Raw genomic sequence first — 10,985 nt, 5'->3', positions numbered from 1 at the left:
CCCGCCAGGCCACCAGGGCGCCGGCCGCGGCCGCCAAGGCGCCCAGCACCAGCCCGACCACCGGGGCCGCCACCATCGCCCGGGCCGCCGCGGCCCGGTCCCAGCGCTCCACCCGCACCCGCAGCACGGACAGCGTCCCGAACCCGAACCGCAGGCCCTCGGCCCAGCCGGCCCGGTCGCCGCGGTCCGTCATGTGCGCGTTCCTCTCGAAGGTCAGACAGCAGGACAGTCAGACAGCAGGACAGTAGGAGAGGGCGGGAAAGCAAGAACGCCCCGGCGAAGGGGCGTTCTCCGGACGGCCGGGGCCGCCGCTACAGCTTCCGCAGCAGGTCCGCCGCCGAGGGCAGCCTCGGCTGCTCCTTCGGCGCGCCCGGCGCCGCCGGCACGAAGGGCTTCGGCGCCTCGTCCGCGAGCACGTCCCCCGCGGCCTGGAGCAGCGGCAGCGCCAGCAGCGCGCCGACGCCCTCGCCCATGGTGATGCCCTGGTCCTGCAGCGGCGTCAGGGTCAGCCGGTCGTACGCCTTCGCCTGGGCCGGCTCGCCGCTGGACTGCCCGGCGCGCCACCACTCCGGCGCCCGGAAGGCGATCCGCTGCGCGACCAGGGCGCAGGCCGCCGAGACCACGCCGTCCAGCACCACCGGCAGCCGTCGGACGGCCGCCTGGAGCAGGAAGCCGGTGATCGCGGCGAAGTCGGCGCCGCCGGTGGCGCCGAGCAGGGCCAGCTGGTCGCCGAGCACCGGCCGGGCCCGCCGCAGCGAGTCCCGGATGGTGGCGCACTTGACCATCCACACCCGGTCGTCGATCCCGGAGCCGCGCCCGGTCACCGCCGCCGCGTCGGTCCCGCAGAGCGCGCCGACCAGCACGCCGGCCACCGTGGTGGCGCCGACCCCGAGGTCGCCGAGCAGCACCAGGTCGGTGCCGGCGTCGGCCTCCTCGTCGGCGACGGCCATGCCGGCCCGGAACGCCCGGACGGTCTCCTGGGCGGTGAGCGCGTCCTCGACGTCGATCCGCCCGGAGCCGCGCCGGATCCGGTGGGCGACCACCTCGTCCGGGAAGTCGGTCGGGTCGGCGTCCACGGCGACGTCGACGACCCGCACCTGGGCGCCGTAGCGCGCGGCCAGCCGGGACACCGGCGCGCTGCCGTCGAGCACGGCCCGCACCCGGGCCGCGGTGCCGCCCCGGGCGGGCATCCGGGAGACCCCGAGCGCCGCCACGCCGTGGTCGGCGGCGAACAGCAGCACCTTGGGGGCGGAGACGGGCAGCACCGGCGAGCGCCCCTGTACGGAGGCCAGCCAGCTGCCCAGCTCCTCGAGCCGGCCGAGCCCGCCGCGCGGCCGGTCGGCCGCCTGCCAGCGCTCCTCGGCGGCCCGCCGGGCGCTCTCGTCGGGGCGCTCGACGAGCGAGGAGAACGTATCGAGATCCACGGTCGTGTCCATCGTCCGGAAGGCTACACGGCGCGGGTGTTCAGCCAACGGCTGGCTTGACGGTCAGCACCTGACCGGCCACCACCAGCAGGACCCGCTCGGAGGCGTCGGCCACGGCCATGTTGAGCCGGCCCAGGGTGTCGCGGAAGCGGCGGCCCGCGGCGGTGGCCGGGACGACGCCCATGCCGACCTCGTTGCTCACCGCGACGGCGGTCCGTCCGGTGGCCGCCCAGGCCCGCGCCAGCGCCTCGCAGCGGCGCTGCACGGCGGCCTCGCCGCCGGCCGCCCAGACCTCGTCGTCCCAGGCGCCGCACTCGTCCATCACGGCGGTCAGCCACAGGGCGAGGCAGTCGACCAGCACCGGTGCCGGGTCGGCCGGGTCGGCCAGTACGGCCTCCAGGTCGCAGGTCTCGGCGGTGCGCCAGCTCGCCGGCCGGCGCTCCCGGTGCAGCGCGACCCGCTGGGCCCACTCGGCGTCGCCGTCGCGGGTGCCGCCGGTGGCCACGTACAGGACGTCCGGACGGTCGGCGAGCAGCTGCTCGGCGCGGGTGGACTTGCCGGAGCGGGCGCCGCCGAGCAGCAGGGTGCGGGGCAGCGGGGGACGGGTGGGCTCGGATCGGGTCGCCATGCCGTCCATCCTGCCGGAGCAGGCATACGGAAGATCGGGCCGGGCAGGCTATGGTGCGCAGCAACACAGGCAGCGTGGTCAGTGGGAGGAGCCGGCATGGTCTGGACGTGGCGGTACGAGAAGGCGGACGGCAGCGCGGTGACGCCGGGCGCCGGCCAGGAGGAGTTCGCCGGCCAGGGGGACGCCGAGACCTGGATCGGGGAGACCTGGAAGCAGCTCGCGGAGGACGGTGTGGACACCGCGGTGCTGCTGGAGGACGACCGGGTCGTCTACTCGATGAGCCTGGGCGAGGAGTAGCGCGGACGGGGTGGAGCGGCCGCGGCGCGGCTACTTCGCCCCGATCACGTGCAGGAGCGCGGCGACCTGCCGGTACGGGTCGGTGCGGCCGGCCCGGTCCTCGGCTTCCAGGAGCTGGGCCAGCTGCCGCCCGTCCACCGGCGGGGCCGCGTCGTCCGGGGCGCTGTCGGTGAAGACCCGCACGCCGTACCAGTGCCGCAGCGGGACGGACACCTCGGAGAGGGTGACGGTGAGGTCGGCGAGCCGGTCGGCCCGTGCGGCCAGTCCGAGCCGGTTGTAGTACCGGTCGCTCTCGAAGGCGTGCAGGGCGGCCCGCCAGTCCCCGGCGGCGGCCGGCCGCAGGGCGAGCGCGTCGCGGTTGCGGACCAGCAGCGAGAGCAACCCCCCGGGCGCCAGCAGCCGGGCCAGCGAGGCGATCATCGGGTCCGGGTCGGGCAGGTACATCAGGACGCCGTGGCAGAGCACCACGTCGAAGCTGCGCGGGCCGAACCAGCGCCCGCACTGGTGGCCGTCGCCGCTGAGCAGCTGCATCCGGCCGCGGACCTCCGGCGGCTCCTCGGCGAGCGCCCCCTGGGCGACACCGAGCGCGACCGGGTCCGAGTCGATCCCGGTGACGTAGTGGCCGGCCCGGGCCAGCCGCAGGGCCTGGGTGCCCTGGCCGCAGCCGATGTCGAGGACGCGCTGCCCGCTGCGGCCGGCCAGCTGTTCGGCGAGCTGGCGGGCGACGAGCTCCTGGCGGACGAAGTTGCGCAGCCCGCCGAGCCGGTCCAGCCAGGCGCCGGTGCCGCCCGCGAAGGAGCCGCTGCGCGAGGGCAGCCGACGCTCCTGGGCGAGGCGGTCGTGGCCGCCGTCGCCCTGCCCCGGCAGCGCGCCGCCCTGCCCGGGGAGTGCGTAGAGGCCGGGCCCCTCCCAGGAGGGCGGGGCCCAGCCGGAGCCGACCGGTTCGGCGGTCAGGGCTTCTCCCCGCGCCGCACCTGCGGCTTGGGCAGGCGCAGCCGGCGCATCTGGAGGGTGCGCATGATGCCGTACGCGACGGCGCCGCGGGTGCTCTGGTCGGCGAAGCGCTCGGCCAGCTGCTTGCGCAGGCCGAAGCCGAGGCGGACGAAGTCCAGGATCACCAGCACGAAGAACAGCAGGAACAGCAGCGTGGAGAGCAGCTGGAGCGCCGGCACCTTGACGATGCTGAGCACCAGGATGACCACGGCGGCCGGCAGGAAGAACTCGGCCAGCGACCAGCGGGAGTCCACGTAGTCGCGGGCGAACTTGCGCACCGGGCCCTTGTCACGGGCCGGCAGGTGGCGCTCGTCGCCGTTCATCAGCGCCTGGCGCTGCTTCTCGCGCTCGGCGCGCATCCGCTCGCGCCCCTGGCGGGCGGCCTCCTTGCGGTCCTTGGGCACGGTCACCCGGGTACGCCGGTTGGCCTCGGCCTCACTGCGCTTGGGGGTGGGGCGGCCCTTCTTGGCCTGCGGATCGCGGGCCTGGGTCGTCTCGTCCTGCTTCTCCAGCACGGTGGCGGAGGCGGCGGCATCATCTGAACGGCGTCGGAACACACCACCAGCGTACGGGGTGCGACGCGGCTTCCACGGGCGCCCTCGGAACCGAACACATATCGATACCGCCAGGTCGCCGTCCGAAGCGGGTTTCCCGGGCCCTTCCCGTAGGGGATCAGTCGGATGGACGATGGGGGGGATGAGGGGCGGATCCACCCGGGGGAGGAGGAAACGCCACTGGTCGCTGTAGCAGTCTTGTTGCAGGCAGGTGCACTGCGGCGAAGGGCTCGCTGCACATACACTCGTCGTGTCTGGTAACGAGATAGAGACCGCAGGCCGGAGAAGGGGGCACCCGAGGCCCATGAGCGACGGAATCATGAAGCGTATGGGGCTGATCTTCCGCTCCAAGGCGAACAAGGCCTTGGATCGGGCGGAGGATCCGCGTGAGACGCTTGACTACTCCTACCAGAAGCAGCTTGAGCTGCTCCAGAAGGTACGGCGTGGTGTCGCGGATGTCGCGACCTCGCGCAAGCGGCTCGAACTCCAGCTGACGCAGCTCCAGCAGCAGTCGGCGAAGTACGAGGACCAGGGCCGCAAGGCGCTGTCGCTCGGCCGGGAGGACCTCGCCCGCGAGGCGCTGACCCGCAAGGCCAACATGCAGTCGCAGATCAACGACCTGGAGACGCAGTACCAGCAGCTCCAGGCCGAGGAGGAGAAGCTCACCCTCGCCTCCCAGCGACTTCAGGCCAAGGTGGACGCCTTCCGCACCAAGAAGGAGACCATCAAGGCGACGTACACGGCCGCCCAGGCGCAGACCCGCATCGCCGAGTCCTTCTCCGGGATCTCGGAGGAGATGGGCGACGTCGGCCTGGCGATCCAGCGTGCCGAGGACAAGACCGCCCAGATGCAGGCCCGGGCGGGCGCGATCGACGAGCTGCTGGCCTCCGGTGCGCTCGACGACGCGAGCGGTCTCGGCCGCAAGGACGACATCGAGGCCGAGCTGGAGCGGGTGGCCGGCGGTTCCGACGTCGAGCTGGAGCTGGCCCGGATGAAGGCCGAGCTCTCCGGTCCCTCCTCGGCCGGCCCCGCCGCGATCGAGCAGGGCAAGCAGGACGTCCAGCCGCAGCCGCAGCAGGACACCCCGCGCATCAACTACAACAAGTGATCTGAGCTCGACCCCACGAACCAGGGAGACGCACGGCATGATCATGAGGGTCATGGGTGAGGGGCAGTACGAGGTGGGCGACGACCACCTGAACCTGCTCAACGAGCTCGACGCCGAGCTCGTCACCGCAGTGGAGTCGGGGGACGAGGCGCTCTTCCGTGAGGCCTACGGCAAGCTCATCGAGGCGGTGAAGCAGTACGGCACCCCGGTGCCGCTGGATTCGCTGGAGCCGTCCGAGCTGATCCTGCCGAGCGCCGACGCGACGATCGACGAGGTCCGCGAGCTGCTGATGGCCGACGGCGAGGGCGTGATCCCGGGCTTCCCGGAGTAGGGCCGCGGCCGCTGCCAGACGAAAGGGCGGGCCCCCTCCACCATGGAGGGGCCCGCCCTTCGGCTGTTGTCCGCGGACGGCTACGGCAGGGCCAGCATCCGGTCCAGCGCCGCCTTGGCGTACGTCTCGGTCTCCGGGTCGACGGTGATCACGTTCGGCACCCGGCCCTCGACCAGCGACTCCAGCGCCCAGACCAGGTGCGGCAGGTCGATCCGGTTCATGGTCGAGCAGAAGCAGACCGCCCGGTCCAGGAAGACGATCTCCTTGTCCGGGTGCGCCTTGGCCAGGCGGCGGACCAGGTTCAGCTCGGTGCCGATGGCCCACTTGGAGCCGGGCTCGGCGGCGTCCAGCGCCTTGATGATGTACTCGGTCGAGCCCACCATGTCGGCGGCCGCGACGACCTCGTGCTTGCACTCGGGGTGCACCAGGACGTTCACGCCGGGGATCCGCTCGCGGACGTCGTTCACCGAGTCCAGGCTGAACCGGCCGTGCACCGAGCAGTGGCCGCGCCAGAGGATCATCTTGGCGTCCCGCAGCTGCTCGGCGGTCAGGCCGCCGTTCGGCCGGTGCGGGTTGTAGACGACGCAGTCGTCCAGCGAGAAGCCCATGTCCCGTACGGCGGTGTTGCGGCCGAGGTGCTGGTCGGGCAGGAAGAGCACCTTCTGCCCCTGCTCGAAGGCCCACTCCAGGGCGCGCTTGGCGTTGGAGGAGGTGCAGATGAGGCCGCCGTGCCGGCCGGTGAAGGCCTTGATGTCGGCGGAGGAGTTCATGTACGAGACCGGGACGGTGACGTCGGCTATGCCGGCGTCGGTCAGCACGTCCCAGCACTCGGCGACCTGCTCGGCGGTGGCCATGTCGGCCATCGAGCAGCCGGCCGCGAGGTCCGGCAGGACGACCTGCTGGCGGTCGCTGGTGAGGATGTCCGCGGACTCGGCCATGAAGTGCACGCCGCAGAAGACGATGTACTCGGCCTCGGGGCGGGCGGCCGCGTCGCGGGCGAGCTTGAAGGAGTCGCCGGTGACGTCGGCGAACTCGATCACCTCGTCGCGCTGGTAGTGGTGGCCGAGGATGAAGACGCGGTCGCCGAGCGCGGCCTTGGCCGCGCGGGCGCGCTCGACGAGGTGGGGGTCGGAGGCCGGGGGGAGGTCACCGGGGCATTCGACGCCGCGCTCGCTGTTCGGGTCGGCCTCGCGGCCGAGCAGCAGCAGAGCGAGCGGCGTCGGAGTGGGGTCGACGCCGTGGGTCTCGGTGATGGTGGTGGTCACGGGCGGGTGCCCTTCTGTGCGGCCGAGCTAGCGGTGGGGCCTTTTCGTCTAACTGACGCTATCTATTCTAACCGCTTAGCGTCAGAGTGACGATGGCCATCCTGTCGATGTGACGAGAACCGCTCGTCGAATCGGATGCTTCCGGGCGTGGCCGAATCGATACTTCGAAGCCGACGGGTATGGCTGAGCCCATGAAAGCAATCGCGATCAACCGCTACGGCGGCCCCGAGGTGGTCGAGTACACCGACCTGCCCGACCCCAAGGTCGGGCCCGACTCCGTACTGGTCGAGGTCCGGGCGGCCGGGGTGAACCCGGTGGACTGGAAGGTCCGGGACGGCGCCCTGGACGGCATCCTCGACGCGCACTTCCCGCTGGTCATGGGCTGGGACGTGGCCGGCGTGGTCCGCGCGGTCGGCGGCGGGATCACCGAGTTCGCCCCGGGCGACGAGGTGTACGGCTACGTCCGCAAGGACGCCGTCGAGCACGGCACCTACGCCGAACTGGTCTCCGCCCCGGTCCGCACCCTGGCCCGCAAGCCGGCCGCGCTGGACTGGGCGCAGGCCGGCGGCCTGCCGCTGGCCGGGCTCACCGCCCTGCAGGGCCTGCGGGCGCTGCGCCTCGCCGAGGGGGAGACCGTCCTGGTGCACGCCGCCGCGGGCGGGGTCGGCCACCTGGCGGTGCAGGTGGCCCGGGCCCGCGGCGCCCGGGTGATCGGCACCGCGGCCGAGCGCAACCACGACTTCCTGCGCGGCCTCGGCGCCGAGCCGGTGGTGTACGGCGAGGGCCTGGCCGACCGGGTCCGCGTGCTCGCCCCCGACGGGGTGGACGCCGCCCTCGACCTGGTCGGCCACGGCGCCGTCCAGCTCTCGGCCGGCCTGGTGGCGGACCCGGGCCGGATCGCCTCGATCACCGACTACGGGGTCAAGGCGCTCGGCGGCCGGTACGTCTGGGTCCGCCCGGACGCCGACGACCTCGCCGAGCTGGCCGCGCTCGCCGACGACGGCCGGCTGACCGTCACCGTCGCCTCCACCTTCCCGTTGGCCCAGGCCGCCTCCGCCCAGGCGCTCAGCGCCGAGGGCCGTACCCGGGGGAAGATCGTGCTGCTCGTCCCGTGACGGCCGCCCGCCCGTCATCCGACGGCGGTGAACTCGTCCAGGTCATCCGCCAGAATGGTGGCGAACCGTTTCGGCAGTGGCAGCCCACCGCCGGAGCGCCCCGCCGAACCCCCCGTACGACCCGTGGAGCCCCTCACCCATGACCAGCAGCCGAGCGCACGAGGTGGTCGGGGCCGACCTGGACGAGACCGACCGGCTCCTGCTCGCCCGGCTCGGCAGCGACGGCCGCGCCTCGTACGCCGAGATCGGGCTGCAGGTGAACCTCTCCGCCACCGCCGTGCGCCGGCGGATCGACCGGCTGCGGGCGCGCGGCGTGGTGCGGGGCTTCACCGTGGTGCTCGACCCGTCCGTGCTGGGCTGGCAGACCGAGGCCTTCGTCGAGGTCTACTGCCGCGAGCGCACCGCCCCCGAGGAGATCCTCGCCAGCCTGCGGCAGTTCCCCGAGGTGGTCGCCGCCTGGACGGTCACCGGCGACCCGGACGCCCTGGTGCACCTGCGGGCCGCCGACATGCGCCACCTGGAGGCCGTCATCGAGCGCATCCGGCGCGAGCCCGGAGTGCAGCGCAGCCGCTCCTCGGTGGTCCTCTCCCAGCTCATCGGCTGACCGCCCGCCGGCCGCCCCCGGACCGTACGCAGGAATCCTGCGCGGACCCGCCCGAAGACGCCCGAAACCTGCCTGACCAGCCGCGTTCCGACGCGCGGGGAGGGCCCGGTGCTGCCTACGCTGATCACGTCCGGTCGTCGCGGTGAAGCGTCCCGCCGACCGGACGCCCCCCGACACCCCCACGCCGAGAGGGACCGCCGTGTCCGCAGCACCCGACCGCATGCACCGGCCCGACAACGAGCTGGTCGACCTGGTTTTCGACTACATGCGGGAGCGGCTGCAGTACGACCCCGTCCCGCTCGACCACCCCGGTGACGGCGAGCACCTGCGCACCCAGCTGGCCGGCCTGCTGAACCAGGACGGCAACAACCCGGTCGACGTGCTCAAGCTCTACGACCACGAGCTGTCCCGGGCGGTCATCTCCGCCGACAGCCCCCGCTACCTGTCCTTCATCCCGTGCGCCCCGACCAAGGCCGCGCTGCTGTTCGACATGGTCGTCTCCTGCGCCTCCCTCCAGGGCATCTCCTGGCTGGAGGCGGCCGGCGCGATCGCCGCCGAGAACCAGGTGCTGCGCCTGATCGCCGACCGCGCGGGCCTGCCCCAGTCGGCCGGCGGCTGCTTCGTGTCCGGCGGCTCGGCGGGCAACCTGTCCGCCCTCGTCGTCGCCCGCGACACCGCCCGCCGCAAGCTGGGTGTCGGCCCGGAGGCCCGGCTGCGGATAGCCGTCGCCGACCAGGTGCACTCCTCGGTCAAGAACACCTTCAACATCATCGGCGTCGAGGCCTTCAAGGTCCCGACCGTCAACCGGCGGTTCACCGGCGAGGCGCTGCGCGCCGCCCTGGCCGCCGACCCCGACCCGGAGACGGTGATCGCCGTCGTCGGCACCGCCGGCACCACCAACGAGGGCATCGTCGACGACCTGGCCGGCCTGGCCGAGGTCGCCCGCGAGCGCGACCTCTGGTTCCACGTGGACGGCGCCTACGGCGGCGCCGGCCTGTTCGCCCCCTCCGTGCGCGAGCGCTACAACGGCATCGAGCACGCCGACTCCTTCGTGGTCGACCCGCACAAGTGGCTGTTCGCCCCCTTCGACTGCGCCGCGCTGATCTACCGCAACCCCCAGCTCGCCCGCGCCGTGCACACCCAGGACGCCTCCTACCTGGACGTCCTGCACACCGAGGGCGACGAGTGGAACCCCACCGACTACGCCTACCACCTGACCCGGCGCGCCCGCGGCCTGCCGCTCTGGTTCTCGCTGGCCGTCCACGGCGTCCAGGCCTACACCGACGCCATCGAGGCCGGCCTCACCCTGGCCCGGGAGACGGCCCAGCTGATCCGCGAGAGCGAGCACCTGGAGCTGCTGTTCGACCCGCAGCTCTCGGCGGTCTGCTTCAAGCGCAGGGGCTGGACCAACGACGACTACTACCGCTGGTCGCAGCAGCTGCTCGCGGACCAGATCGGCTTCGTCACCCCCACCGGCTGGGACGGCGAGACGGTCGCCCGCTTCGCCTTCCTGCACCCGGGCACCACCATGGAGATGGTCAAGGAGATCCTGGACACCATGGTCTGAGCCCCTGACGTCCGTACGGCCCCCTCCGGAGCGCTCCGGAGGGGGCCGTACGCGTGCCCGCCTACAGGAACGCCCCGTTCGGCAGGTACGGCGCCGGCGGCCGCATCCCGCGCACCCCGACGAAGCCGCCGGTCTCCGGCGTCAGCCCGACCTCCAGCCCGACGTCCAGCGCCCACTCCTGCTCGGCGGTCAGGTACTCCACCCGCGCCTCGGCCCCGTCCGGCACCCGGGCCAGCGCCTCGCGCAGCAGCCGGGCCCCGATCCGCTTGCTGGTGGCCGCCAGCAGCCGCACCGTGCCGCCGTCCCGGTAGCAGTAGCCGCTGCCGGCCAGCGCGTCCGCGACCAGCAGCTCCTCGAAGTGCCCGAGCATCAGCTCGTGGTCCGGCCCGTGCGCGGACCCGCGCAGCCGGCGGTCCACCGAGTCCAGCAGGTGCAGGTGGGTGGCGTTGCCGCGGTGCACCGGTATGTCGCCCGGATCGATCAGCCCCTGCCGGTCCACCGCCCCGGTCAGCCGCATCGCCGGGTGCAGGGTGAACCCGGCCAGCCGGTAGCGGCGGGCCGCCGCCGGGGAGCCGGAGGCGCAGACCATCCCGCGCAGGCAGCCCCGGGCGTGCGCCATCGCCCGTTCGAACAGCAGCCGCCCCACCCCCCGGCCCTGCGCGGACGGCCGGACGGCGAACAGCGAGGGCGTCCACAGGCCCTCGCGGCGCATCGACAGCACCACCCCGACCGCCTGCCCGCCGCTCTCCGCCAGCCAGCAGCCCCCGGGATCGGTGCGCGCCAGGTGCCTGGTCCGGGCCAGCTGCAGCGGCGTCGGCCGCGGTGGCCGCGCGGGGTCGTCGGACGGTGCGGCGAACGCGGCGAAGGACAGTTCCCGGACGACCTCCGCGTCCGCTGCGGTGTCCCTGACCTGGCGAAGGATCATGCCGACCATCCTGGCGTCCGACGGGCGGCCGTGGGGCCCGTTCACCCGGATCCGTGCCTCGGGCGGTGACCGGCCCTCCGGGGGTGTGCGAGCATGGGGAGCGTAGGGGACGCGGGTGGCACACCCGGCCTACGGACAACCAGCCGCGAACAGGCCGCAGAAATCGATCGCCGC

General features: G+C 73.5%; 11 protein-coding genes and 2 pseudogenes. 6 read left to right on the top strand and 7 right to left on the bottom strand.

What is annotated here, in order from left to right; all coding sequences use genetic code 11:
- The 3 genes and pseudogenes from AE652_RS14980 to cobU all read right to left on the bottom strand — a co-directional run.
- A pseudogene (locus tag AE652_RS14980) lies at positions 1-193 on the bottom strand (adenosylcobinamide-GDP ribazoletransferase); the annotation flags it as partial.
- A gap of 118 nt (positions 194-311) precedes the next feature.
- Positions 312-1,436: a nicotinate-nucleotide--dimethylbenzimidazole phosphoribosyltransferase gene (locus tag AE652_RS14975; protein WP_049651854.1), complete on the bottom strand. Its 1,125-nt coding sequence runs from the start codon at positions 1,434-1,436 to the stop codon at positions 312-314.
- A 28-nt stretch (positions 1,437-1,464) separates the two neighbouring features.
- Positions 1,465-2,025 (bottom strand): annotated as a pseudogene (gene cobU, locus AE652_RS14970) (bifunctional adenosylcobinamide kinase/adenosylcobinamide-phosphate guanylyltransferase); the annotation flags it as partial.
- Between the two features lie 123 nt (positions 2,026-2,148).
- Between cobU and AE652_RS14965 the strand changes: the two are divergent.
- Entirely contained in the window at positions 2,149-2,349 is a 201-nt protein-coding gene (locus AE652_RS14965) for a hypothetical protein (RefSeq protein WP_049651853.1), read from the top strand.
- Positions 2,350-2,379: 30 nt separating this feature from the next.
- On the opposite strand, the gene AE652_RS14960 is transcribed toward AE652_RS14965, so the two are convergent.
- Positions 2,380-3,120, bottom strand: a complete 741-nt coding sequence (locus tag AE652_RS14960; RefSeq protein ID WP_181970803.1) for a class I SAM-dependent methyltransferase — start codon at positions 3,118-3,120, stop codon at positions 2,380-2,382.
- 179 nt (positions 3,121-3,299) lie between these two features.
- Positions 3,300-3,899 (bottom strand): DUF3043 domain-containing protein, encoded by a 600-nt coding sequence (locus AE652_RS44010; protein WP_234348388.1) that lies wholly within the window; start codon positions 3,897-3,899, stop codon positions 3,300-3,302.
- Between the two features lie 316 nt (positions 3,900-4,215).
- Between AE652_RS44010 and AE652_RS14950 the strand changes: the two genes are divergently transcribed.
- Both AE652_RS14950 and AE652_RS14945 read left to right on the top strand, forming a co-directional pair.
- The gene (locus tag AE652_RS14950; RefSeq protein WP_049651861.1) at positions 4,216-5,004 is read left to right on the top strand and encodes a PspA/IM30 family protein; all 789 of its coding nucleotides are present in this window, start codon (positions 4,216-4,218) and stop codon (positions 5,002-5,004) included.
- A gap of 37 nt (positions 5,005-5,041) precedes the next feature.
- Positions 5,042-5,335, top strand: coding sequence for a hypothetical protein (locus AE652_RS14945; RefSeq protein ID WP_049651850.1), 294 nt, complete (start codon positions 5,042-5,044; stop codon positions 5,333-5,335).
- 80 nt (positions 5,336-5,415) lie between these two features.
- On the opposite strand, the gene nadA is transcribed toward AE652_RS14945, so the two are convergent.
- Positions 5,416-6,600, bottom strand: a complete 1,185-nt coding sequence (nadA, locus tag AE652_RS14940; protein ID WP_234348387.1) for a quinolinate synthase NadA — start codon at positions 6,598-6,600, stop codon at positions 5,416-5,418.
- Between the two features lie 191 nt (positions 6,601-6,791).
- Here nadA and AE652_RS14935 point away from each other — a divergent pair, with 191 nt between their 5' ends.
- The 3 genes from AE652_RS14935 to AE652_RS14925 all read left to right on the top strand — a co-directional run bounded on the left by AE652_RS14935 (position 6,792) and on the right by AE652_RS14925 (position 9,886).
- Entirely contained in the window at positions 6,792-7,715 is a 924-nt protein-coding gene (locus AE652_RS14935; RefSeq protein ID WP_049651849.1) for an NADP-dependent oxidoreductase, read from the top strand.
- Between the two features lie 139 nt (positions 7,716-7,854).
- A complete protein-coding gene (locus tag AE652_RS14930; protein WP_049651848.1) occupies positions 7,855-8,319 on the top strand; it encodes an Lrp/AsnC family transcriptional regulator in 465 nt (154 codons plus the stop codon).
- 199 nt (positions 8,320-8,518) lie between these two features.
- A complete protein-coding gene (locus tag AE652_RS14925; RefSeq protein WP_107086443.1) occupies positions 8,519-9,886 on the top strand; it encodes a pyridoxal-dependent decarboxylase in 1,368 nt (455 codons plus the stop codon).
- Positions 9,887-9,947: 61 nt separating this feature from the next.
- Here the strand turns inward: AE652_RS14925 and AE652_RS14920 are convergent, their stop codons facing one another.
- Positions 9,948-10,811: a GNAT family N-acetyltransferase gene (locus AE652_RS14920; RefSeq protein ID WP_049651859.1), complete on the bottom strand. Its 864-nt coding sequence runs from the start codon at positions 10,809-10,811 to the stop codon at positions 9,948-9,950.
- Between the last annotated feature and the right edge of the window lie 174 nt (positions 10,812-10,985).

This window comes from Kitasatospora sp. MY 5-36, assembly GCF_001182915.1.
GTDB lineage: Bacteria > Actinomycetota > Actinomycetes > Streptomycetales > Streptomycetaceae > Kitasatospora.
Note: the sequence above shows the minus strand (reverse complement) of the source record. Positions and strands in the feature narration are given on the sequence as shown.

Bases quoted from the DNA above. Each gene is read 5' to 3' on its own strand.
- AE652_RS14975 (WP_049651854.1), bottom strand. From the start codon at position 1,436: ATGGACACGACCGTGGATCTCGATACGTTCTCCTCGCTCGTCGAGCGC.
- AE652_RS14965 (WP_049651853.1), top strand. From the start codon at position 2,149: ATGGTCTGGACGTGGCGGTACGAGAAGGCGGACGGCAGCGCGGTGACG.
- AE652_RS14950 (WP_049651861.1), top strand. From the start codon at position 4,216: ATGAAGCGTATGGGGCTGATCTTCCGCTCCAAGGCGAACAAGGCCTTG.
- AE652_RS14945 (WP_049651850.1), top strand. From the start codon at position 5,042: ATGATCATGAGGGTCATGGGTGAGGGGCAGTACGAGGTGGGCGACGAC.
- AE652_RS14935 (WP_049651849.1), top strand. From the start codon at position 6,792: ATGAAAGCAATCGCGATCAACCGCTACGGCGGCCCCGAGGTGGTCGAG.
- AE652_RS14930 (WP_049651848.1), top strand. From the start codon at position 7,855: ATGACCAGCAGCCGAGCGCACGAGGTGGTCGGGGCCGACCTGGACGAG.
- AE652_RS14920 (WP_049651859.1), bottom strand. From the start codon at position 10,811: ATGATCCTTCGCCAGGTCAGGGACACCGCAGCGGACGCGGAGGTCGTC.